Annotated in this window: 18 protein-coding genes and 1 tRNA gene; 9 read left to right on the forward strand and 10 right to left on the reverse strand. The window is 57.9% G+C overall.

Translation table 11 applies throughout. The features are described from left to right. Window positions 1-21 precede the first annotated feature (21 nt). The 6 genes from HMPREF1487_RS08385 to HMPREF1487_RS08410 all read right to left on the reverse strand — a co-directional run bounded on the left by HMPREF1487_RS08385 (window position 22) and on the right by HMPREF1487_RS08410 (window position 8085). Window positions 22-801: an electron transfer flavoprotein subunit beta gene (locus HMPREF1487_RS08385; protein ID WP_010796203.1), complete on the reverse strand. Its 780-nt coding sequence runs from the start codon at window positions 799-801 to the stop codon at window positions 22-24. Window positions 802-864: 63 nt separating this feature from the next. Continuing rightward, entirely contained in the window at window positions 865-2106 is a 1242-nt protein-coding gene (locus HMPREF1487_RS08390; protein WP_010796204.1) for an electron transfer flavoprotein subunit alpha, read from the reverse strand. 81 nt (window positions 2107-2187) lie between these two features. Further along, window positions 2188-4170 carry a dimethylglycine demethylation protein DgcB gene (dgcB, locus tag HMPREF1487_RS08395; RefSeq protein WP_010796205.1) on the reverse strand — a complete coding sequence of 661 codons (1983 nt, stop codon included), beginning with the start codon at window positions 4168-4170 and terminating at the stop codon, window positions 2188-2190. A 140-nt stretch (window positions 4171-4310) separates the two neighbouring features. Further along, window positions 4311-6371 (reverse strand): dimethylglycine demethylation protein DgcA, encoded by a 2061-nt coding sequence (gene dgcA / locus HMPREF1487_RS08400; RefSeq protein ID WP_010796206.1) that lies wholly within the window; start codon window positions 6369-6371, stop codon window positions 4311-4313. A gap of 59 nt (window positions 6372-6430) precedes the next feature. Beyond that, the gene (locus HMPREF1487_RS08405; RefSeq protein WP_010796207.1) at window positions 6431-6961 is read right to left on the reverse strand and encodes a DUF5943 domain-containing protein; all 531 of its coding nucleotides are present in this window, start codon (window positions 6959-6961) and stop codon (window positions 6431-6433) included. A gap of 146 nt (window positions 6962-7107) precedes the next feature. Further along, window positions 7108-8085, reverse strand: a complete 978-nt coding sequence (locus tag HMPREF1487_RS08410; RefSeq protein ID WP_010796208.1) for a dipeptidase — start codon at window positions 8083-8085, stop codon at window positions 7108-7110. Between the two features lie 588 nt (window positions 8086-8673). Here HMPREF1487_RS08410 and HMPREF1487_RS08415 point away from each other — a divergent pair. After that, the gene (locus HMPREF1487_RS08415) at window positions 8674-8922 is read left to right on the forward strand and encodes a hypothetical protein (protein ID WP_010796209.1); all 249 of its coding nucleotides are present in this window, start codon (window positions 8674-8676) and stop codon (window positions 8920-8922) included. A gap of 18 nt (window positions 8923-8940) precedes the next feature. On the opposite strand, the gene HMPREF1487_RS08420 is transcribed toward HMPREF1487_RS08415, so the two are convergent. After that, a complete protein-coding gene (locus tag HMPREF1487_RS08420; RefSeq protein WP_010796210.1) occupies window positions 8941-10041 on the reverse strand; it encodes a choline metabolism transcriptional regulator GbdR in 1101 nt (366 codons plus the stop codon). A gap of 1410 nt (window positions 10042-11451) precedes the next feature. Here HMPREF1487_RS08420 and HMPREF1487_RS08430 point away from each other — a divergent pair. The 5 genes from HMPREF1487_RS08430 to betB all read left to right on the forward strand — a co-directional run bounded on the left by HMPREF1487_RS08430 (window position 11452) and on the right by betB (window position 16831). Then, window positions 11452-12387, forward strand: coding sequence for a choline ABC transporter substrate-binding protein (locus tag HMPREF1487_RS08430; RefSeq protein WP_010796211.1), 936 nt, complete (start codon window positions 11452-11454; stop codon window positions 12385-12387). 88 nt (window positions 12388-12475) lie between these two features. Further along, window positions 12476-13318: a choline ABC transporter permease subunit gene (gene choW / locus HMPREF1487_RS08435; RefSeq protein ID WP_010796212.1), complete on the forward strand. Its 843-nt coding sequence runs from the start codon at window positions 12476-12478 to the stop codon at window positions 13316-13318. Beyond that, window positions 13318-14553 carry a choline ABC transporter ATP-binding protein gene (gene choV / locus HMPREF1487_RS08440; RefSeq protein ID WP_010796213.1) on the forward strand — a complete coding sequence of 412 codons (1236 nt, stop codon included), beginning with the start codon at window positions 13318-13320 and terminating at the stop codon, window positions 14551-14553. The genes choW and choV overlap by 1 nt, the downstream gene beginning before the upstream one ends. Window positions 14554-14747: 194 nt before the next feature. Continuing rightward, complete coding sequence (gene betI, locus HMPREF1487_RS08445; RefSeq protein ID WP_010796214.1) at window positions 14748-15341, forward strand: transcriptional regulator BetI; 594 nt, start codon at window positions 14748-14750, stop codon at window positions 15339-15341. 17 nt (window positions 15342-15358) lie between these two features. Beyond that, complete coding sequence (betB, locus tag HMPREF1487_RS08450) at window positions 15359-16831, forward strand: betaine-aldehyde dehydrogenase (RefSeq protein WP_010796215.1); 1473 nt, start codon at window positions 15359-15361, stop codon at window positions 16829-16831. Here betB and HMPREF1487_RS27915 read toward each other — a convergent pair. Further along, window positions 16813-16947, reverse strand: coding sequence for a hypothetical protein (locus HMPREF1487_RS27915; protein ID WP_256205514.1), 135 nt, complete (start codon window positions 16945-16947; stop codon window positions 16813-16815). The genes betB and HMPREF1487_RS27915 overlap by 19 nt on opposite strands. Here HMPREF1487_RS27915 and betA point away from each other — a divergent pair. From betA to HMPREF1487_RS08465, 3 genes are all read left to right on the forward strand, one after another. After that, on the forward strand, window positions 16946-18670 hold the full coding sequence (gene betA / locus HMPREF1487_RS08455; RefSeq protein WP_010796216.1) for a choline dehydrogenase: 1725 nt from the start codon (window positions 16946-16948) through the stop codon (window positions 18668-18670). The genes HMPREF1487_RS27915 and betA overlap by 2 nt on opposite strands. 29 nt (window positions 18671-18699) lie before the next feature. Continuing rightward, window positions 18700-18775, forward strand: a tRNA-Thr gene (locus tag HMPREF1487_RS08460). 515 nt (window positions 18776-19290) lie between these two features. Next, on the forward strand, window positions 19291-20226 hold the full coding sequence (locus tag HMPREF1487_RS08465; RefSeq protein ID WP_010796218.1) for a DUF808 domain-containing protein: 936 nt from the start codon (window positions 19291-19293) through the stop codon (window positions 20224-20226). Window positions 20227-20701: 475 nt separating this feature from the next. On the opposite strand, the gene HMPREF1487_RS08470 is transcribed toward HMPREF1487_RS08465, so the two are convergent. Then, entirely contained in the window at window positions 20702-20947 is a 246-nt protein-coding gene (locus HMPREF1487_RS08470) for a hypothetical protein (RefSeq protein ID WP_010796219.1), read from the reverse strand. 108 nt (window positions 20948-21055) lie between these two features. Continuing rightward, the gene (locus HMPREF1487_RS08475) at window positions 21056-24532 is read right to left on the reverse strand and encodes an acyl-[ACP]--phospholipid O-acyltransferase (RefSeq protein ID WP_010796220.1); all 3477 of its coding nucleotides are present in this window, start codon (window positions 24530-24532) and stop codon (window positions 21056-21058) included. Window positions 24533-24539 lie beyond the last annotated feature (7 nt).

A 24539-nucleotide genomic window follows, 5' to 3' on the forward strand; every position in this document is an offset into this window, starting at 1 on the left:
ACATGAGATATGAAAGTCGTCCTACCGAACGACGCCTTCCTCACGCAGGACCTTGAAAATGGCTTCTGCGCCCGCCTGCGGGGTGACATCTCTCAGGATCTGACCGCCATCTCCTGTTGCCTTGGCCGTGGCGGCGCGAAAACGATCGGCAGCCGTCTTGGCCTTGATGACTTTCAGCCGCTTCGGCCGTGGACGAGCCGGCTGCAAGACAGCCTCTTGCCACAGGAGGTCATCGACGATATCCACGTCTTCAACCTTGATCTCTCCACGCCTTGCGGGCCCAAAGGCGCTTTGACGGGCGGCTGGCGCTGCGTTGTCCACACTGGCGACAAAAGGCAGGCGTACCCTTAGCCGTCGCCTTTGTCCGCGCGGCAGGGCTTGCAGTACCTGGGCATGTCCGGCGTCTACCGATTCAACGTCTGCCAGCCCAACTACCAGGGGCCAACCCAGCGATTCGGCCAGAAGATAGGGCAGCATGCCCGACCCTTCCCCGGTCTCGGCTTGAGTGCCGGTCAATACAACCTGGACCTGAGCCTCCCGAAGGTATTCCACCAGCACCGGTAGAGCATCGGCGCCCTTGGGCTGCTCCAGGACATGCAGGGCAGGCAATCCCATACCCAGGTAGGCGCGCAGCGACTCCTCGTAGGGATTACCGGCATGCAGTACCGTGAGTCGATCACCCGCCAGATGCAGCCCCAGCTCGACCGCTCGGGCATCCTGCTCTGCGCGGCGGGCGCGGGCCGACATGGGATGCGACCCCACCGATACCAGCGTAATCACATTCAATTGGCCGTCGGACATACCGTTTACCTCCATCAAGACTCACGTTGCGTTGCTGAAGCGGTAGTCCTGCGGACGACCGCTTCAGGCCGCTTCCCTCTGCTCACCGCGGCGGTAGGCCTCGACCAGATCGATCAGGGCTTCCAGCACGGCGTTCGAATCTGCAATGACTGACAGGTCTGCCCGCTTGATCATGTCGCACCCCGGATTGAGGTTAATGGCAATGACCTTGTCGCAGGCACCTATGCCCTGTAAGTGCTGTACCGCGCCGGAAATCCCGACGGCCAGGTAGACCCGTGCCGTTACCCAGGTCCCCGTAGCGCCTACCTGCCGGTGACGTGGCATATGCCCGTCGTCTACCGCCACCCGCGAAGCCCCTTCTGTTGCCCCAAGCGCCCGGGCTGCCCGATGGAAGAGATCCCAGTCCTGAACGCCATTGCCACCGGACAGGATGAATTCCGCCTCGGCCATGGGAACAAGCGCCGGATCGACGGCCACGGCTCCCATGTCCTCGATACGCACAAGCGCTCGCAACTGATTGCCGTCAGCCAGCGTGACCGTACGAGCCTCATGTCGTGTTTCACTGACCGGCTCCGCACACTCGGCGCAGGCCAACACTACCCTGGGGACAGGACGCGTCAGATCTTCGCTGCCTGCGCCGGCACGGCCGGTACATAGGCCATCCTTTATCTGCCAGACACGTGTGGCAGGCCGCTCATGTAGCGTAGCAGCGAAACGACGACCCAACTCGCCACCACCGGTACGGCTGTCCGGCAACAACCAGTGACGTGGCAAGAACTGGCTCTCTACTGCACGCAGCGCCAGCACGCGCTGTTCAGGCGAGTATCCCGTGTATTCATGACCGCTCAATTGCAATAGCCGGTCAACGCCTGCCTTATCGAAGCCAGACTCCTTGTGCTCGCCAAAGACAATGGCCAACACTGCCCCTGTTGAGCCTGCCAGCTGTCGCGCCAGGCCGAGCAGATCGCGGTCGTGACTGGAAAGCCGTCCCCCTATCAGATCGGGCACTACGGCAATAATGAAGGCGGGCTCTTCGACCCGATGCAACGGCAGTAGCACCTCCTGGGCCTCACCCAGCCGACGAACCCCGTTGCCCTGCTGAGCGCCACTGCGATCGATACGGCGCAAGCCGCTAGGCCCCTTGAAGCCCAGAGCTGCGTGGGGATTCTTGCGAATGATGCCGTTGGGGCCCATCCAGCGAGGCTGCTCATCGCGCGTACTCGCCTGCATCAAAGCGTGCAGGGGATGAAGCCGGTTACGGGCGATCCATTCGGCATGCGGATCACGGCGGATGATGTCAGTCATGCCCTGCTCCTTTGAAAAACGTCCGTGCCTGAGTGGGTATCGCGGCGCTCATGGCCAATCGGGTAATACAGGATGCGTTCATCAGGAGATCTCCACCGCTTCACGCCTGGGCGTGATTGGTTGCTTTACCAGCACGGCGGGTGCCTCGATTACAACTTCGGCGACCAGCTCGGCAATGTCCTTTACCTCTGGACGGGGCGCGACTACCCCCTCCAGCATGGCGGTACATTGAGGGCATCCCACAGCGACAACCTCCGCTCCAGTCGTCTTGATATCGGCCATGCGCATGTCGGGAATCCGCTGCGTGCCGGGAATATCGGTAATCGGCGCGCCTCCTCCACCGCCACAGCAGCGAGCCCGGAAGCCGGAGCGCTCCATTTCCTTGACCTCAATCCCGATGGCCTTGAGTACCTTGCGAGGCGCCTCGTACTCTCCGTTGTATCGACCCAGATAGCAGGGGTCGTGGTAGGTCACGCTGCCCCCCTTGTGCTGCCCGAGATGAAGCGCCTGGGCATCCAGCAGCTCTGCCAGAAAGGTACTGTGATGCAGGACCGTATAAGCTCCGCCCAGCGCGCCGTATTCGTTTCTCAGCACGTGAAAGCTATGCGGGTCGCATGTCACGATCCGGTTGAAGCGGTACCGCGACAGCGTGGCGATATTGCGCCTGGCCAATTGCTGAAAGGTCGCCTCGTCCCCCAGGCGTCGCGCCACGTCACCGCTGTCGCGCTCCTCCAGCCCCAGCACGGCAAAATCAACCTTGGCAGCCTTGAGAATCTTGACGAAAGCCCTGAGGGTCCGCTGGTTGCGCATGTCAAACGCGCCATCACCCACCCAGAACAACACATCGACGCGCTGTTGGTTGGCGATCAACGGCAGATCAAGATCCGCAGCCCAGTTCATCCGGTTGACCGGGTTGAAGCCGTTGGGGTTATCCGTGGCAATCAGATTATCGAGCACCTCAGCGCCCTTGTTGGGGGTCGCCCCTTTCTCCAGGGTCAGATGGCGACGCATGTCGACGATGGCATCGACGTGCTCGATCATCATCGGGCACTCTTCCACACAGGCCCGACAGGTGGTGCAGGACCATAGCGTCTCGGCATCGACCAGCGCCTTGCCTTCAAATGAAACAATGGGCGAATGGGCATTGCCGCCGTGCTCACCAATTGGCTTCCCGGGATAAGGCGAGCCGAAATAACGCGCGTCGGTGCCACCCGCCATGCCGATAACCATGTCCTGGATCAGCTTTTTCGGGTTGAGCGGCTGGCCGGCCGCATAAGCGGGGCACATGGCCTCGCAGCGCCCGCACTGCACACAGGCGTCAAAGCCCAGCAGCTGATTCCACGTAAAGTCCTTGGGTTTCTCCACACCCAGCGGCGCAGCAGGGTCATTCAGGTCCAGGGCCTTCAAGCCACTGGATCGCGCCGCGCTGGCATTGAACGGCGTACGAAAGCGCTCGGGACGGCGGTGAAAAGCCAGATGCAAGGCACCGGCAAAGGCGTGCTTCATTGGGCCACCCCAGGTCATGCCGAAGAATAATTCCGACACGCCCCAAGCCACGCCTACGGCCAGCACGGCCGCCAGTATCCAGCCGCCAAAATTTTCCGGGAGTACGCCCGCTACGGGCAGCGTAGCAATGAAAAAGCTCGCGGAAAACATCAGTAGGCTTTTGGGCAAGCGCATCCATGGCCCTTTGGACAGGCGTGCCGGTGGGTTGCGGCGACGCTTGGCCACGAACAAGGCACCCGTGAACATGCAAGCGGTGGCCGCCAATAGCGCCCAACCCAGAACACGGTTATGCAGGCCAAATCCATGAACCAATACAGCCAGCACGGCGGCCAGAACGAAGCCGCCTGCGGTGGCCACATGGGTTCGCGACATATAGCGATCTCGCTCGACCACATGGTGCAAGTCCACCAGATAGCGCCGCGGCATGGCCAGCAGACCCCGAATCAGATCGACATGGGCGGGCCGGCCCTGCCGCCAGAGCCGTACGCGTCGAAAAGCACCGATCGCAGCCAGTGCCAGGGCCGTAAAGAGCAGAACGGGAATAAGGATATCTAACATACCGGAGCCTCGTAGGGTGGGTGAGCCAGAGGCATTACCCATCCTCAACATGTCAGGCGGTACCTAAACCGCGGGTAGCCCTCGTGGTGGGTCAGACTGCTCTGCAGCTAACCCACTCTGCGGTTCGCAAAGGCGCGTACTTAAAAGTCCTTGCACAGCCGCAATGCGTCGTAGATTGCGGCGTGGGTGTTGCGCTGCGCCACGCAGTCCCCGATGCGATACAGGAGATAACCGCTACCCTGCTCATTCAAGGCGGGTTGTGGCTCGATAGCAAACAAGGCCTCGATATCGATCTGGCCCTTGTTACGCGAACCGCCCTTCAGCGCGTAGTACAAGGTCTCGTCCGGTCGCACGCCGTTCTCGATGACGATCTGATCGACCACCCGCTCCTCCTTGGCGCCGGTGTATTCGTTTTCCAGTACGGCAATCTTCTTGTCGCCCTCGGGATATACCTTTTCCAGCATGAGATCGCCGGTCATGATCACCTCCTTCGGGTAGAGGCTGCGGTAGTAGGTCGGGAACGTGGTCCCGCCAATGGCTACGCCCGGTTTGATGTCATCGGTGACGATTTCCACCTGTGCGCCTTTATCGGCCAGATAATCAGCTGCCGACATTCCGGAAAATTCGCAAATGGTGTCGTAGACCAGCACGTTTTTGCCCGGCTCGACCTTACCGGAAAGAATGTCCCAGCTGCTGACGACCAGGCCTTCGGCCGCGCCCCAATGCTCGTTCTGCTCCATGAATGGATGACCGCCATTGGCCAGCACAACGATGTCCGGACGCAGATCCATGATCGTGTCAGGATCAGCCGCCGTCCCCAGCCGCAGATCGATATTCAGGCGAGCCAGCTCCAGTTGATACCACCGCGTGATACCCGCGATCTGGTCACGCTGAGGCGCCCGGGCCGCGAGAGTAATCTGCCCACCCAGCTGCTCCTGCTTTTCGAACAGGGTCACGTCATGCCCCCGCTCAGCCGAGACGCGGGCCGCTTCCATTCCCGCCGGGCCGCCGCCGACAACGACTACCTTGCGCTTGGGCCCGGTGGATTTCTCGATGATGTGCGGAACCCCCATATACTCACGGCTGGTTGCGGCGTTCTGAATACACAGCACGTCCAGCCCCTGGTATTGACGGTCGATGCAGTAGTTGGCGCCAACACACTGGCGAATCTGGTCCACCTGCCCCATCTTGATCTTGGCGATCAGATGCGGATCGGCGATGTGGGCACGGGTCATACCGACCATGTCCACGTAACCGCCCTCAAGGATGCGTGTCGCCTGGTTCGGATCCTTGATGTTCTGCGCATGCAGTACGGGCACGCTGACCACATCCTTGATACCGGCCGCCAGATGCAGGAACGGCTCCGGTGGGTAGGTCATGTTGGGAATTACGTTGGCCAGGGTATTGTGGGTGTCGCAGCCGGAGCCGATTACGCCAAAGAAGTCCACCATGCCGGTGTCGTTGTAATACTTGGCGATCTGTTTCATATCGTCATGGGTCAGGCCGTCCGGGTGGAATTCATCACCACAGATCCGCATGCCGACACAGAAGTCATCGCCAACTTCGGCCCGTACAGCCTTGAGCACTTCCAGGCCAAAGCGCATACGGTTCTCGAAGCTGCCGCCCCATTCATCGGTACGCTTGTTCACACGGGGCGACCAGAACTGATCGATCATGTGCTGGTGCACAGCAGACAGCTCGACGCCATCCAGCCCACCCGCTTTCGCCCGGCGTGCGGCCTGGGCAAAATTGCCGATCACCCGCCAGATCTCCTCCGGCTCGATGGTCTTACAAGTAGCGCGATGCACAGGCTCGCGGATACCGGACGGCGACATCAGGGTTGGCCAGTGACCACCGTCCCAACGGGAACGGCGACCCATGTGGGTAATCTGGATCATGATCTTGGCACCATGCCGGTGCATGGCATCAGCCAGGTTCTGGAAGTGCGGAATGATGCGGTCGGTAGCGAGGTTTACCGAACTCCACCAGTGCTGCGGGCTGTCGATCGCCACGACTGAGGAACCGCCGCAAATGGCAAGGCCAATGCCGCCCTTGGCTTTTTCTTCGTAATATTTGACGTACCGTTCGGTCGTCATGCCGCCATCAGTGGCATACACCTCGGCGTGCGCCGTGCTGAGTACGCGGTTGCGAATCGTCAGCTTGCCGATCTGGATTGGTTGGAACATTGCTTCAAAGGCCATCACGGCACCTCATCTCAGCGAATTACGCACGGTCGGTCTTGTTATCGTTCATTGCGCCGTTACAGCGGCTTCACCACGAACAGGCCGTCGTCATGGCCTTCTTCCGCCCCGCTGTACACCTGCTCGGCCACGGTACGGACCGCGCTGCCTCTGGCGGCGAGGATCTGGTCCATGGCCCCGGCAAACCAGCCGGTAAACATGTAATCCACCTTCCGGTTGACCTTGCCGTACACGTAAACGAAGGCGGAATACCGCAGCCGAACCTGGGCCGTACCGGCATCCACGTCGATCTGCTCGATATCGAAGAGCCCCCAGCCGCGTTGGGAGAGGCGCTTCATGTAGTGCTCATACACCTCGACGCCAACCAGTCCATGGCACTCGGCCTCTTTCTCGCACCAGTGCCAGGCGGACTTGTAGCCAGCCTTGTAAAGAATCTCGGCATACTTCTCTGCACCGAGCACCTCTTCGATCCCCATGTGGTTATTGACAAAGAAATGACGCGGTACATACAGCATGGGCAGTGCATCGGTGGTCCAGACGCCGGTTTCGTCGTCGACCTGGATTGGCATTTCGGGAGCATGTGTGGCCATGGTGAAACTCCAAACGAATGTGCTTGTGTAGGGTGGGCTACGCCGCGGTACGGTTGATCCACCCTACCGGTGATCGTCGAAGATCAGTGCAGGCTGAATCAGGTCATGGCAGGATCCAGCCGCGGATCTTCAAGAAATGAAATGACTTACTCGCCCCACACCTCGCTGAGTACCCTTACCCAGTTCTCGCCCATGACCTTGCGCACAGTGCGCTCGGACATGCCTCGCTTGAGCAGCGTCTCGGTCAGGTTGGGAAATTCGCCTACGGTGCGGATGCCCAGGGGGTTCACGATCTTGCCGAAGTTGGTCAATCGACGGGCGTAACCCTTGTCATGGGTGAGGTATTCGAAGAAGTCCTGGCCGTGGCCTTGGGTAAAGTCGGTACCAATGCCGATGGCGTCTTCGCCAACGATATTCATCACGTACTCAATGGCTTCGGCATAATCATCGATAGTGGATTCGATGCCCTTGGCCAGGAACGGCGCAAACATCGTAACGCCCACGAAACCACCATGATCGGCAATGAACTTAAGCTCTTCGTCGGACTTGTTGCGTGGATGCTCCTTCAGGCCGGACGGTAGGCAGTGGGAATAACAGACCGGTTTTTGGGATTCGAGGATGACTTCTTCAGAGGTCTTGCTGCCCACGTGGGACAGGTCGCACATGATGCCGACGCGGTTCATTTCGGCAACGACCTCGCGGCCAAAACCGGACAGACCGCCGTCGCGCTCATAACAACCTGTGCCTACCAGGTTCTGGGTGTTGTAGCACATCTGCACGATGCCTACGCCCAACTGCTTGAAGATCTCTACATAGCCGAGCTGATCCTCAAAGGCATGAGCATTCTGAAAGCCGAAGATGATGCCGGTCTTGCCTTGAGACTTGGCCTTACGGATGTCAGCGGTGGTGTAGACCGGCATGACCAGGTCACTGTTTTCGCGCATCAGCTTCTTTTGCGCCGCGATGTTGTCCACGGTCGCCTTGAAGCCTTCCCAGACCGACACGGTGCAGTTGGCTGCCGTCAGCCCTCCCTTGCGCATGTCCTCAAAGAGCTCACGGTTCCATTTGGCGATGATCAGCCCGTCGATAACGATGCTGTCGGCGTGCAGTTCAGTGGCATTCATCAGGGCAGCTCCCAGGTTTCGCGACGCCGGATCATGTGCCGACGCTTTGAAAGGAGCATATCCCTCAGGTTTTCTGCGCTATCGCGTAAAAACGACAGGGGGATTACCAGAAGCGTCAATGCGCGTTCAACAGGCAGTAACGGCTGACCGCGCCCTGTCTCCAGCGCCAGCCAAAAGCCGGGCAGACGCCTGGAGCAGAACGTTCTAATGCAGACGAAAGACGGAAAAGCGAAAAAATGTCGAAAAAAAACCCCGCAATGCCTTAGCAAGCACGCGGGGTTAAAATGCCCTGTTGGGCCTCAGTGTGTTTCGTCCAGACCAAGCGTAAGGGCGCTTTTCCCGGAGATTCGAGGAGCTAAGCCGCTCAACTCGACAAGAAACGCTACTTTAGCAGCACCTTCCCAAAATCACCCTGTGACATATTGCCCCTCCCTGACGCCATTAGACTTTCGTTTTATTACAGATAAATAGTCATCGAACGCTCTGCTTGCTGGAAAGCGACCTGCGCGTATCCAATATCGTCTTGTGCACTTGCCTTGCCGTTGACCGCTGCCAAGAATCGGTACGGGATTTAACGGAGGATTCGTCATGATGCATGCAGACCTAATTGACCAGGACGACTTCAGGGACCGCCTGATTGCACTGGGTATCGCCGTACCGTCGGGTACTACTCCCGAGCAAGCCTGCCAGCAGGCGCTATGCGGGCTGAACCCTGAACGAGTCACAGCCCTGCGGCGTCTGGTCGAAGAACTCCTGTCAGGTCATGCGACACTATTACCGTCCGTTCGCGAAGCTATTGCTCGTCAGCTGCTACCTGCCCTGGCCCAGCATCGCTAGGCCAGGGCAGCACGTCTATCAGCCAAGCCTTACACTGGCAAACGTCGACTCTCCTTGCGCCTGACTGAGCGCGGCCAGGGCCGAGGATGTCGGGAGTAAGGCCAACTCCTGCGGAACCGGCACCAGCATCACAGGCTGCCCCATCGATACGCCCTGCCGCTCATCACGCGGGGGAATCCCAAAATACTCCCGGTAACACTTCGAGAAGTGCGGCGTGGAAACGAATCCGCATACCGATGCCACTTCGATGATAGACATGGTGGTCTGTTTGAGCAGTTGTCTGGCTCGAATCAGGCGCAGCTTCAGGTAATAGCGCGACGGCGAACAGTGCAGGTATTTCTGGAATAAGCGCTCCAGCTGGCGACGCGACACATTCACGTAGACGGCCAGCTCGTCGAGGTCAATGGGCTCCTCCAGGTTGGCCTCCATCAGCGCGACGATTTCCTGCAGCTTGGGTTGATTGGTGCCCAGCATATGTTTGAGCGGCACACGCTGATGATCCTGCTCGTTGCGGATACGTTCATAAATGAACATTTCAGAAATCGCAGCGCACAACTCGCGACCGTGCTCACGGCCGATCAGGTGCAGCATCATGTCCATGGGAGCAGTACCTCCCGAGGAGGTGAAGCGGTTACGGTCGATGGAAAATAGCCGCGTCGTCAGTGATACACGCGGGAAGGCTTCCTGCATGGAGGCCAGCATCTCCCAATGCACGCTGCACTCGTAACCATCGAGCAGCCCGGCCTTGGCCAGCGCCCAACTGCCCGTGCAGACAGCGCCCAGCTTGCGGCCCTGCCGTGCCTGCGCCTGCAGCCAGCTCACATGTTCCCGCATGACGCTTCGCTGAATGCCCACACCGCCACACACGATGACCATGTCCATGGCCGGTGCAGCCGCGACAGCACTGTCCGGAGTAATTTGCAGGCCGTCACTGGCCTGGACCGGACGGCCATCCAGGCTGAGCGTAGACCAGCGGAACAGCTCACGACCCGACAGCTGATTGGCCATCCGCAGTGGCTCTATCGCCGACGCCAGTGAGATCAGGGTGAAGTTGTCCAGCAGCAGGAACCCGATGGATTGCGGAACACGGTGTTGTGGCTGACTTTGATTCAATGACATTGGAACGCCCTCTTCACGCTAAGCCCGGTATGGCCTCATCGAGGCTCTTTTTATCGTCGTGAGTCGTGTCCAGCTGCTGACGGAATCACCCGTTGTCACGGGATGTAACATCGCCAGGCCGTATGACCTTGGATAGAGGCTTCGCAAATGTCATGCCTACCTTGAACAGCCATTCAATTAAAAAGAAAGAAAATGCTTGGCAAAGCGGTTCCGAGGCTGGTAGTGCCAAAGGCCATCAGTGACCGATGGGTCATGGCAGGCTGTGTCCGTGTGCAAATCCGTAGCAACTCGCAGAGCTGGCTTGTGTGGAAAAAGATTTCTACAGTAACAAAGGGCAGATCGAATTTTCGCTTTCTGCCAAGCAGTCCCCTGCACAAAGATGCGCCAAAAGGTGGCAAAGCTTTCCCGGCGTGTGCAAATTCAGTTCAGGCTCACTAATTACCCACGGATCGCATTGCGGTGACGCTCATTACTTAACGTGAAATCCCCCTCAAAAAGCATATCTATTCCTTTTAGGCCGCCCCGGTAATCAATAAAAAGGACTATTAACTGTCCTATCGCCTACAGCCCCTATAGGCCATGGTCTGCATGTCTTTAGCCTGTACACGTAGAGGCAAAAACAGCGTTTGGGACATAACAGGCGCAGCAACAGGTTGCAACATTGTCGGCTGCCTGGATGTTGGGTAACCTGAATGACTGAGCATGGCGACCGGCCATCTCGCAAGACGCTATCTCTGTTTCGAGCACGGCTTGCCGGCTCGATGAAACTGGATGAACCAGACAGCTTGGCTGCCATGGCTATTAGAACGATAAAACTACTCGGCACCGAACCGGGCACCTTCTCGCTTTACCTTTGCGCCAATTCCAGGGCAGAGGTCGCCGTCGCTTTCCCGTTAGAAACCGGAAATGTCCAGGCATGCTCCCTTGGTTACAGGGAAGCGCTCGCGCTTTGATGCGTGAAACCTGGGTTTATCAGGCAGGCCGCTCAGGTGCCCTGCCTCTTACCGGTAGATCCTCTCCCTTAATGAATGGATTCTCTCTCATTCGTGAGGTCACCCAGAAGGCGAAAGTCCTTACCTCTGGACCGCTTTCCGCCGCCTCAGGCACGGCCCTTTCCGGCCGCCCTGTTTCACCCGTTGTTTTAACGAACACTCCGATCATGAAATTGCCGCGGTCAGGGCCTGCCATACGGCACAACTGTGCTGGCTACGACGCCTCGACCTCTGGTTACGACGCCGCCTGCACTGGATGCGACGTGACTGGTAGGCGGTTGATGAACGATCGGTTACAGATAACCCATCACGCAGCGGAGTACATCGGCCTGACCCTTGCCGAACCACGCCCGTCTGCCACGATTTGCTGCCCTGCGCCTTATGCATGCGCGGCAGCATCAGGAAGGAGACATTCACCATGAAAGGTTGCAATGCGTTACTACTGGCCCTGAGCTTAGGCGCCCCGCTTATGGCCCAGGCGGCCGAGCCCGAGTCCTGCGCCACCGTTCGCTTTGCCGATGTCGGCTGGACCGACATTACCGTCACTACCGCCGTAACGTCCGAAATCCTGCAGTCGCTGGGCTACAAGACCAAGACCAACATGATCTCCGTTCCTGTGACTTACAAGTCGATGCAAAACAAGGATATCGATGTCTTTCTGGGTAACTGGATGCCGAGCATGGCGGCCGATATCAAGCCCTACAGCGACAACGGCAGTGTCGAAACCCTGCGCGCCAACCTCGAAGGGGCCAAATACACCCTGGCAGTCCCGGAATACGTGTACGACGCCGGTGTGAAGACCTTTGCCGATATCGTCAAGAATGCCGACAAATTCGGCGGCAAGATCTATGGCATCGAGCCGGGTAATGACGGCAATCGCCTGATTCAGAGCATGATCGACAAAAATGCGTTCGACCTGGGCAAGTTCAAGATGGTCGAGTCCAGCGAAGCGGGCATGCTCTCCCAGGTTCAGCGCGCCGAGCGTCGTAAGCAGTGGGTCGTCTTCCTGGGCTGGGAACCGCACCCCATGAATACCCGATTCAAGATGAAGTATCTGGGAGGCGGTGACGACTACTTCGGCCCCAACCTGGGCGGCGCCACGATTTACACCAATGTGCGCAAAGGCTACGTCCAGGAATGCCCGAATGTCGGCAAGCTGCTGACCAATCTGAACTTCTCGCTAGGTATGGAGAACCAGCTCATGGATGACGTACTCAATGGAGGTAAGACGCCGGAGGCCGCCGCAAAAGCGTGGCTGAAGGCAAATGCCCAGGTAGTGGACACCTGGCTGGCCGGGGTGACGACTCGAGACGGCAAGCCCGCCTCCGAAGTCATGGCCAAGCTCACGCAGTAACCACCCCAACGACCTGGACAGCCCGGCCGCTAAAGGCGGGCTATCCAGGTCGCTGGATTGTTGATACTCAACTCCAGGGATTTTATCTATGTTCCTTACCGACCATAAGCTCCCGCTGGGGCAAGCCATTTCCGATTTTGTCGACTGGCTGATCATGAACTTCTCGGGATTCTTTGACCTGATTTCCGATGCCCTTTCTACCGTCATCTCAAGCACCACGGGAGCCCTGCTCTGGTTCAACCCCCTGGCCCTGACCGCGATCCTTGTGGTGTTGGTCTACCTCATTCAACGCAGCCTTGCCCTCACGCTGTTTGCCGCCGCCTCGCTACTTTTGATCATTAACCTGGGATACTGGCAGGAGACCATTGAAACCCTGTCTCAAGTCATCTTTGCCACCCTTGTCTGTATCGCCATTGGCGTGCCGCTGGGTATCGTAGCGGCCCATAAACCCTGGTTCTTCGCCACATTGCGTCCGTTGCTGGACTTGATGCAGACCGTGCCGACGTTCGTGTACCTGATCCCCACGCTGACCCTGTTCGGCCTGGGCGTCGTACCCGGCCTGATCTCTACCGTAATCTTTGCGATCGCCGCCCCGATCCGCCTGACGTGCCTGGGCATTCAGGACGTTCCGGAAGAACTCATGGATGCCGGTAAAGCCTTTGGCTGTTCCCGCTGGCAACTCCTGACACGGATTGAGCTGCCCCATGCCATGCCCAGCATTGCCGCGGGTATCACGCAATGCATCATGCTGTCGCTCTCGATGGTAGTAATTGCCGCACTCGTAGGTGCCGACGGCCTCGGCAAGCCTGTGGTGAACGCTCTGAATACGGCAGATATCGCCCTAGGCTTCGAAGCGGGCCTGGCCATCGTACTGCTGGCCATTCTGCTCGACCGTGTCTGCAAGCAGCCCAATGCCAGAGGAGAACACTGATGAGCGCAATCCGTTTCGAGAATGTCGACGTCATCTTCGGCAAACAGACCAAACAGGCCGTCGAGCTGCTGGACAAAGGCCTTGGCCGATCCGAAATCTTCGAGCAGACCGGCCAGGTACTGGGCGTAGAAAATGCCTGCCTGGAAATCCAGAAAGGTGAAATCTGTGTCCTCATGGGGCTGTCCGGCTCAGGCAAGTCCAGCCTGCTGCGCTGCATCAACGGCCTTAACACAGTCAGCCGCGGTCGCCTGCTCATCGAGCACAATGGCAGCGAAGTGGACATCGCCAATTGCTCGCCCTCAACCCTGAAGGAAATGCGCACCTCCCGCATCGCCATGGTGTTCCAGAAATTTGCCCTTATGCCCTGGCTGACTGTTGCGGAGAATGTTGGGTTCGGCCTGGAAATGCAGGGCCGCTCCACGGCCGAGCGCAAGAAAATCATCGATGAAAAGCTGGAGCTGGTAGGTCTTACCCAGTGGCGCAACAGCAAGCCCTCCGCCCTTTCAGGCGGCATGCAGCAGCGCGTCGGTTTGGCCCGTGCCCTCGCCATGGACGCCGACATTCTCTTGATGGACGAACCTTTCTCCGCGCTCGATCCGCTGATCCGCCAACAACTGCAGGACGAGCTGCTCGCCCTACAGAGCAAGGTCAACAAGACCATCGTATTCGTCAGCCACGACCTGGATGAAGCGCTCAAGCTCGGCACCAATATCGCGATCATGAAAGACGGACGCATCATCCAGCATGGCAAGCCCGAAGATATCGTGCTCAATCCGGCAGACGACTACGTACGAACCTTCGTAGCCCATACCAACCCGCTCAACGTGCTATGCGGTTATAGCCTCATGAAGCCGATCGAACAGTGCCGCCGCGAAGGCAATGAACTCTGCCTGGACAGCACCCGTGACTACTGGGCCAGCCTGAGCGATGCACGCAACGTCAAATCACTGCGGCGCAGCGGCGACAGTGTCAGCGTACAGCGCTGGGCGCCTGGCGAGCCGGTCGAAGCGCTCAAGCGTCAGCCTACCCTGGTCGACGCCAGCATTCGGATGCGCGATGCACTCGAGATCCGCTATCACACCGGCAACAAGCTCATCCTTCAGCAAAACGGCTGCGTGGTAGGCATTCTGGGAGACACCGAGCTCTATCATGCGCTGTTGGGTAAAAACCTGGAGAAAAGCCATGAGGAGTCCGAGGTGACTCCTCTCCCGACCGCCTTTTCCCAGGCCGGCTGACCCGTGACAGGCCGCCCCACCCGGGCGGCCTTAATGCCTCTGACATAGATCGGCTTAGCCGTCCCGAGCCTAGTAAACACAGGCTTAGGGCTAGCACTCACACGTCCCGGGCTTTTTATTGATTGATCGTTCAATTAAAAAACAGTAGACTGAAGGCAACTCAGGTGATGCGTGAATGCGAGGAGATAACCGCAATGCCAAAAGTCGGCATGCAACCTATCCGTCGTTCCCAGCTGATTGCTGCCACGTTGGAAGCGGTTGACGAAGTCGGGATGAGCGAGGCGAGCATCGCCCTCATTGCCAAGAAGGCCGGTGTATCCAACGGGATCATCAGTCACTACTTCCAGGACAAAAATGGCCTGCTCGAAGCGACCATGCGCCACTTGATGTCAGCGTTGCGCACTGCGGTTCGCGAGCGTCGCGCCACGCTGACTGATAACAGCCCGCGCGCCCACCTGCGCGCCATTATCGAAGGCAACTTCGACGACAGTCAGGTTAACGGTCCGGCCATGAAGACCTGGCTGGCCTTCTGGGCCAGCAGCATGCATCAGCCGGCCCTGCACCGCCTGCAACGCATCAACGATGCACGGCTGTATTCGAACCTGTGCTGTGAATTCCACAAGGCGCTGCCTGCACAGGAAGCCCGCCGTGCCGCACGCGGTCTGGCCGCAATCATCGACGGTCTGTGGCTGCGCGGTGCCCTGGCGGGTGGTGAATTCGACATCGACGAAGCGCTGCGCATTGCCTTCGATTATCTAGACCAGCAGCTCGCCCGTGCGGCCGACTGAAAAGGGAGAGAATCATCATGACCCAGCTCGACACTCAAAAGCTCTATATCGGCGGCGGTTACGTCGATGCCACCAGCGGCAAAACCTTCCAGGCAATCAATCCGGCCAATGGCGAGGTCATCGCCAACGTACAGCAGGCCAGCCGGGAGGACGTTGATCGCGCCGTGGCCAGTGCTGCCGAGGGCCAAAAGGTCTGGGCCGCCATGACGGCCATGCAGCGATCCCGCATTCTGCGCAAGGCCGTGGATATCCTCCGTGAGCGTAACGATGAGCTCGCCGCCCTGGAGACCCTGGATACCGGCAAGCCGCTGACCGAAACCCAGGCCGTGGACATCGTGACCGGTGCCGACGTGCTTGAATATTACGCGGGTCTGATCCCCGCACTGGAAGGCGAACAGATCCCGCTGCGCGATACCTCGTTTGTCTATACCCGCCGCGAGCCGCTGGGCGTGGTCGCAGGCATTGGCGCCTGGAACTATCCAATCCAGATTGCCCTGTGGAAATCCGCCCCAGCCCTGGCCGCCGGTAATGCCATGATCTTCAAGCCCAGCGAAGTCACTCCCCTGACGGCGCTTAAGCTGGCCGAGATTTATACCGAGGCAGGTGTGCCCAATGGCGTGTTCAATGTGCTCAACGGTGCTGGCGCCGAAGTAGGCGTAGCCCTGACCGAGCACCCGGGCATCGAGAAGATTTCCTTTACCGGCGGCGTGCCCACAGGCAAGAAGGTTATGGCCAGCGCTGCCGGCTCGACGCTCAAGGAAGTCACCATGGAGCTAGGCGGCAAGTCGCCACTGATCATTTTCGATGACGCCGACCTCGACCGTGCGGCCGATATTGCCATGATGGCCAACTTTTTCAGTACCGGTCAGGTATGCACCAACGGCACCCGCGTCTTTGTGCCCAGCGCGCTCAAAGAACGTTTCGAAACCAAGATCCTGGAGCGTGTACAACGCGTTCGTCTGGGTGACCCGCAGGACCCAAACACCAACTTCGGCCCGCTGGTCAGCACCGCTCATATGGAAAACGTTCTGCGTTATATCGAGCATGGCCGCAGCGAAGGTGCGCGTTTGCTGTGTGGTGGTGAGCGTGTTACCACCGGCGAGTTCGCCAACGGCTGTTACGTCGCGCCAACTGTCTTCACAGACTGCCGTGATGACATGACCATTGCCCGCGAAGAGATCTTTGGTCCGGTCATGAGCATTCTGGCGTACGACACCGAGGAGGAAGTAATCCGCCGCGCCAACGACACCGAATACGGTCTGGCGGCGGGTCTTGTGACCAAGGACCTCGCCCGTGCTCACCGTGTGATCCATCGTCTGGAAGCCGGTATCTGCTGGATCAATACTTGGGGCGAATCTCCGGCCGAGATGCCTGTCGGCGGTTACAAGCACTCCGGCGTAGGCCGCGAAAATGGCCTGGTCACCCTCGGCAACTACACCCGCATCAAGTCCGTACAAGTTGAGCTGGGCGACTACGCCTCGATCTTCTGAATCGCATCACCGTTACCCGTAGGGTGGGTCAGCCGACGCGCATGACCCACCGCTTTCGCGCGAGCCGCTGCGTCACGCAGCCAATCTCGACGCCCTTTACGGAGGAGTGCCACCATGGCTAAAGAATTCGATTACATCATCATCGGTGCCGGTTCTGCCGGTAACGTTCTGGCGACCCGTCTCACTGAAGACAAAGACGTCACCGTCCTGCTGCTGGAAGCCGGTGGCCCCGACTATCGCCTCGATTTTCGCACCCAAATGCCCGCCGCCCTGGCCTACCCGCTTCAGGGCACCCAGTACAACTGGGCTTACCAGACTGACCCCGAACCACACATGAACAACCGCCGGATGGAATGCGGCCGCGGCAAGGGCCTGGGTGGCTCTTCGCTGATCAACGGCATGTGCTACATCCGCGGTAACGCTATGGACTTCGATGGCTGGGCCAAGCTTGACGGTTTGGAGGACTGGACATACCTCGACTGCCTGCCCTACTTCCGCAAAGCCGAGACACGTGACGTCGGCCCGAACGATTATCACGGCGGTGACGGTCCGGTATCCGTGACCACCTCCAAGCCCGGCGTGAACCCGCTGTTTGAAGCCATGATCGAGGCAGGTGTACAGGCGGGTTACCCCCGCACGGAAGACCTCAATGGTTATCAGCAGGAAGGCTTCGGCCCGATGGACCGTACCGTGACGCCCAATGGCCGACGTGCCAGTACCGCCCGTGGCTATCTGGATCAGGCAAAGGGTCGCCCCAACCTGACCATCATCACCCATGCCACCACGGACCGCATCCTGTTCAGTGGCAAGCGCGCCATCGGTGTTGCTTTCCTGGAAGGCAACAGCAGCGATATCACCACCGTGCATGCCAGTCGTGAAGTGCTCCTGTGTGCAGGCGCCATCGCTTCGCCACAGATTCTTCAGCGCTCCGGCGTAGGTGCAAGTGACCTGCTGCGTCAGTTCGATATCCCCGTCGTGCACGATCTGCCCGGGGTTGGCCAAAACCTGCAGGACCACCTGGAGATGTACCTGCAGTACGAGTGTAAGCAGCCGGTCTCTCTGTATCCGGCGCTGAAGTGGTACAACCAGCCCCAGATCGGTCTGGAGTGGATGCTCAAGGGCACCGGCATTGGCGCCAGCAACCACTTCGAGGCAGGTGGCTTTATCCGCTCCAGCGATGAATTCGAGTGGCCGAACATCCAGTACCACTTCCTGCCGATCGCTATCAATTACAACGGCAGCAATGCCATCGAAGCCCACGGCTTCCAGGCTCATGTGGGCTCCATGCGCTCGCCGAGCCGGGGTCGCGTTCACCTGAAATCACGCGATCCGCGCCAGCATCCCAGCATCCTTTTCAACTACATGAGCACCGAGCAGGACTGGCAGGAATTCCGTGACAGCATTCGTCTCACCCGCGAGATCATGCACCAGCCAGCGCTCGACCCCTATCGCGGTCGCGAGCTGAATCCAGGCGCGGATTGCGTAACGGATGCCCAGTTGGATGAGTTCGTGCGCCAGCATGCCGAAACGGCCTACCACCCCTCCTGTACCAACAAGATGGGTACCGACGACATGGCTGTTGTCGACGGGCAAGGCCGCGTCCATGGCCTTGAAGGCCTGCGTGTGGTGGATGCATCGATTATGCCGCTGATCATTACTGGCAACCTCAACGCCACCACCATCATGATTGGCGAAAAGATTGCCGACCACATCCGCGGCCGTCAGCCTCTGGCCCGTAGCACCGCCTCCTATTACATGGCAAACGGCGCTCCGGTACGCCAAACACCGGCTCGAAGTGAAAAAAAAGAAAATAGAGCAAATTCACCGGTTTACAACTGATTTAGAATCGTTATAATGCGCCCATTGATGCCGGTATAGCTCAGCTGGTAGAGCAACTGACTTGTAATCAGTAGGTCCCGAGTTCGATTCTTGGTGCCGGCACCATCAAATTCAAAGGCTCGCAGAAATGCGGGCCTTTTTCTTTTACGCTTGAAAAACCCTTGCGCCAGAACGCTTGGTTTACCTCTTTGCAAACAGAGGCGAAACATTCTGTTGCATCTTAACAATGCTATACATCCATCTGTTGAAACCTCGACTCACTCCGGGACTCAGGTCTATTGAGACAAGAGAAGAAGAGAGGTAAACGATGGCTAAGGCATTGATGAAATTCCTGAAAGCACCTACCGACAGAGGCGTATTCGACTGGTTAGGTGATATGGAAGGACGCCTCGAATAACAGCTCCTAATCAGCGAGATGTTATTCAGCCCGCTGGGAGCAGGTCGCACGCAGGAATGGCCGCACCTCTCCCAATCAGCCTCGCCTCCCCTACTTCAGTTTCTTGATCAGCTTCACCGCCCGGCTCCCTTATACTGGTGCCGCTTCGCTATCAAGCAGGCTCCAGAGTCGAACCTCGCCCGGTCGCGCGCTGGAAGGACATCTAACTTGAAAGGAAACCATTGTGGCAGCAGGTAGTTTTTTTGCACTTTTCGATGACATCGCCACGGTACTGGACGATGTCTCCGTCATGTCCAAGGTGGCTGCAAAAAAGACAGCCGGCGTATTGGGTGATGACCTTGCACTCAATGCGCAACAAGTAACTGGAATCAAGGCAGAGCGAGAGCTGCCTGTGGTCTGGGCCGTAGGAAAAGGCTCACTGATCAACAAGGCCATTCTGGTCCCCGCTGCGCTGCTGATCAGCGCCTTTGCACCGTGGCTGGTAACACCGCTCCTGATGCTAGGTGGTGCGTACCTCTGCTTCGAGGGTACAGAAAAGCTTGCGCATAAGTTTTTACCTTCTCATGGTCACGATTCTTCAGAGCACGTAAAAGCTGTCGCTGATCCAAACATTGACCTTGTGGCCTATGAAAAGGAAAAGATCCGCGGAGCGGTTCGAACAGACTTCATTCTGAGCGCGGAAATCATTGCCATCACCCTGGGTATCGTGGCTGAAGCGTCACTCATGCAACAAGTCGTGGTCATGTCACTGATTGCCATAGCCATGACTATTGGCGTCTATGGATTGGTCGCCGGTATCGTAAAGCTGGATGATCTTGGGCTGTATCTATCCAAGCGCGGCGGCTCGGCTGTACAGGCAATCGGGCGAGGCCTTGTGAATGCGGCTCCGATGCTAATGAAGGGGCTATCCGTTGTCGGAACGATTGCCATGTTCATGGTAGGCGGTGGCATTCTGACCCATGGCATCCCGGCTCTTCATCATCTGATTGAAACCCTGGAACACGTGGCTGCAGGCGTACCGGCAATAGGCCCTGTTCTAGGCGTACTAACGCCTACGCTGTTCAATATTGTATTCGGCATCCTGGCCGGTGCAGTGGTCATGATAGTGGTCGGCATCGCCAGCAAGCTGTTTCGTCGCAAACCGTCCGCTAGTCATTAAGCTCCGCCCGATCATAAGGCAGAACAGCGGTAGGCCCAAGTGGCATAACCACTTCGGCCTACCGTTAGCCTTCGCCATGAACTGCAAAGGCTGCGTTCATTTGTCAATGGCCGCCTAGCCCTATTGGAAGACTCAGCCCACGCCGTTTCTTGATCTCTGCTACGGCGGCTGCCAAGCCATGAAAGACGCCAGGATCCAGACTCAGCTACTGACACAGCACAACGATATATAAACAACACTGGAAGCGTACGACAAAGCCTACATTGAGCGCGCCAACTCTATCGTCACCTGCGTTAAGACCAGCCATAGGTATGACAGGCGTGGTATCAGGAGCTGGCAGGAGAAACAGGAGAGGAGGCTTTGACAGGAATTGAAAAGACGATTGGAAGAGGACAGTTAAAATGATTTTCAATCCTATCCATGCCTTATTTATGCCGCTTGCACAACGTTACCACCCCCATCTCAAGGGTTATACTCAGCCCTTGCGCAGCCTATCCAGAATCTTCTGTGTCTCCCGCTCTGCCTTGGCTTCGCTCGAAAGCTCTTTGGCCAGTATGCTCAATACCAGCATCAAATTGCCTCGACCTTCCTCGCTCAATACGTCCCACTCTTCAATCAGGGTCTCGAAAAGCAGGGCGCCTGTCATCGAGGGGCTGAAATCAGGTAGGTCACCTGAATCAATGGCACGAGTAACAATAGCGATCAGTTCTTTTTCGTTCATCAACAGCTCTCATGATGTTGGGCGAATACGTTAGAGCCTGATAGACAGCTATTGAGGCTCTAAAATACAAAAGGCCTGCATAAGCAGGCCTTAGCGTTAACGCGGAGCTTACTCAGAAGCACTGGCCTCCACGGCGGAAGTCAGCGCAAGCTTTTTGGCCGAGGCAATATCTGCCTTGCCGGAGCCTAGCTTAGGCAGCGCATCCACGTGAATCCAGGTAGAAGGCACCATGAGCGGGTTATAACCTGCTTCAAGCATGCGCTTTTCCAGCGCACCGGTGTCCAGAGGCTGCTCATGGAGAATCACTATGCGCTCGCCTTTCTTGGCATCCGGCACGTTGACAGCCATGACTTCGATTTCGGGGTTGTCGATCAGCTTGATGAGAGCCTGTTCAACAGAGCCCAGGCTAACCATCTCGCCCCCGATTTTCGCAAACCGTGAATACCGGTCCACGATGGTCAGGAAGCCATCCTCGTCCAGTCGTCCCTTATCGCCCGTCACGTACCAACGTACGCCGTCAAGTTCATGAATGGCGCTGGCTGTTTTGGCAGGATTGTTCAGGTAGCCCTGCATGACCTGAGGGCCGCCGATAAGAATCATGCCTTCTTGGCCTGTAGGTAACTCTTCAAAGCTTTCTGGATCAACGATCTTGAGACTGGTACCAGGTAACGGCATCCCTACTGTGCCCTGTTTACCGCCGCACTGTACCTGCATATAGGCTACATCAATGGCGTCCGGCAGGTTGACCGAGGCGACAGGCGCCGTTTCAGTCGCACCGTAGCCCTCATAAATCTCCTTGTTGAATTTGAGTTTGAAGGACTCGCGGACATCATCACTGAGCTTTTCGGCCCCTGCGACGATGATGCGCAAGCTGTCCAGCATAAGCGGGTGCACCTTGCGGTTACGGGTAAAGAGCCGCAGGAAGGTGGATGTGCCGCACATGATAGTGGCACGATACGTCGTGACTGCCTTGGCAATGCCCATGACATCGGTCGGGTCCGCATGGCAGACCATTGGCAGCCCTTCGATCAATGGCAGGAACTGTGTAACCGTCAAACCAAACGCATGGAACAGCGGCAGCGAGGCCATGACAACGTCGTCATTCTCAGTATTGAGCACATCGGATGTCTGCTTCAGGTTCGCCATGATATTACGATGACTGAGCATGACCCCCTTAGGCGCACCCTCACTGCCACTGGAGAACAGAATGGCCGCGGTTGCCTCAGGATTGTGCGCTCGACTCAGCAGCGGCCGCAGCATCCAGACAGGCAATAGGCGGATCGCCAGCCAGGTTGCCGCAAGCTCGGTCTTGCTGAACTCCTGTCGCATATCTTCCAGATAGACAACACGGCGCCCTTCCAGTACAGCCTTGACCGGCAACCCTCGCTGCTCGAGCTTTTCGACGAAACGCTTGGAGCTATAGACCGTTTGTATGCCGGCCTGCTCCAGTGCTGAGCGGAGGGCCTCCTGACTTGCCGTATAGTTGAGATTGACCAGCGTCTTGCCGGCCAGCAGGGTTGCCATATTAGCCAGCACACCACCGGCACTGGTCGGTAGCAACAGCCCTACGTTCTGCTCTGGGCTGAGCTTGGTGATACGACGCGCCATGGCACTGCTGGCGGCAAGCGCCTGAGCTGCCTTCATTGGCTTGCCGAGGCTGTCGGCAATCGTCAATTGCCCACTGCGACGCTTAACGGTTTCGATCCAGGCATCGGCCAGAGTTGGCAGGTCTTCCATATAGATCTGCCAAGAGCGAATGGTCTGGTCGAATATCCGGCGCTTGAGAACATCGGCAGGCGTGTCTTTGGGCAAAGTCTTGCCAAAGGCGACGACTACAGAACGGTGCAAAGGTGAGTCGCGCAGTTCCTTCAGCTTGCTGGACGAACGGGAGAACTGACTACCCCACAGACCACGCAGATAGAACGGTACGATCAGTACATCCGCATTGGCCTTTTCACATGCACGCTCGTAGCCCTTCCGAAACTCACCCAGCTGACCGTTGCGGCTGATGGCCCCTTCCGGGAATAGACAAACCACCTCACCGGCATTGAGTAATTCTGCTACCTGCTCCAGCGCCTGGGCAGCACCGGCACCCGGCTGAATAGGAATACAGCCCAGAGATTTGAAGAACCAGCGCATGAACCACAGGTTGTAGATATCCTTGAGCATCACGAAACGAACAGGCCGCGGGCAGGCAATCTGCACAATCGCCCAATCGACCCAACTGATGTGATTACCCAGCAACAATACACCGCCCTGCGCCGGCAGGTTTTGCAGGCCATGCACCTCCACCTTGTAATGACGGGTCATGAAAAAGCTGAGCAGAAAGCGGACCAGGCTCTGCGGCAACTTGCCTACGGTGTAAGCGCCACCTATCAACGCAACCAAGGCAATCAGGCCCAGCAGATAGCGACTATCGACGCCTAGCAGTGCAAAAACTGCCGTCAGGATCAGAAAGCCTAGCATGGACAGGTTCTGTATCCAGTTGCTAGCGGCAAGTACTGTTCCCAATTCCTTTTCAGGCGCGTGGAATTGAATCAGCGCGTTGAGCGGTACGATGAACAGGCCGCCCATCACACCGATGAAAACAAAGTTGAGCGCATGAGAGAGCGGTGAATCCAGCAGCAGCAAACCGCCCAGCCCCACGGCGATACCCAACGCCCCCAGCGGAACAAGGCCAGTCTCGATGCGATTGCGCGACAGGCTGCTTGCCAACGCCGAACCCAGCGCAATGCCGATACCGCTGCAGGCCAGGATGCCCTGGACGACCAGAGTATTACTGACGCCCAGACTGTCCTTGGCGTAGGACGGAAAGGCTGCCAGCATGACCTGCCCAACCGACCAGAATGTTGCCAGCCCAACAATGGCTAGGCGAATAACCGATTGCGCCTTGACCGTTTGCAGGTTTGCTACAGCCGCACGACCATGGATGTAATCCTGCCAGTTAAAGGGTCGGCTGGAGGCGGGTACTTCCTTGCCAGGCAAGCAGTACAACAGCGCCAGCTCAATCACGCTATTGATTACCAGAAGCCATCCGAGCGGGGCGATATCCCGCAGCATCTCGTCAGCTGTTTTCGACTCAGCAGAAAGGCTGCCTTCAAAAAGAGCGGTAAAGACAAACGTACCAGCCAATATCGCTACGATCGAAACAGCTTGAACCAGGCCATTGGCCTCAGCGAGCCGCGCCTTTCCAAACAAGGTCTTGATATAGCCGTACTTGGCCGGTGAGTAAAACGTAGCCTGTACGGCAAGCAGCAGCGTCATGGCAAACGCCAGCCAAAACCAGCCGGCATAGTACGACCAGGTAATCAGTCCGGTAATCCCGACAGCCGCCCAGGCTGATAGCCGCATGACGGATAGCTTGCGAAAGGTATCCGCCACATAACCGGAAGGGCTGAATAAGAGAATGAAAGGCAGAAGCATCAGTCCATTGACCAAGGCCGTCAGCACAATCTGAGTAGAGCCGTCATAGATTTTGAAGACGGTATTCTGAATGATGATCTTATGGCCCAGATCGACGAATGCGTTCAGAAAGATCGCGATCAGATAAGGCCAGGCGCCCGATAGTCGGTGCAGTTTGTCCATAACAAGC

This window comes from Pseudomonas sp. HPB0071 (assembly GCF_000478505.2).
Lineage (GTDB): Bacteria > Pseudomonadota > Gammaproteobacteria > Pseudomonadales > Pseudomonadaceae > Chryseomonas > Chryseomonas luteola.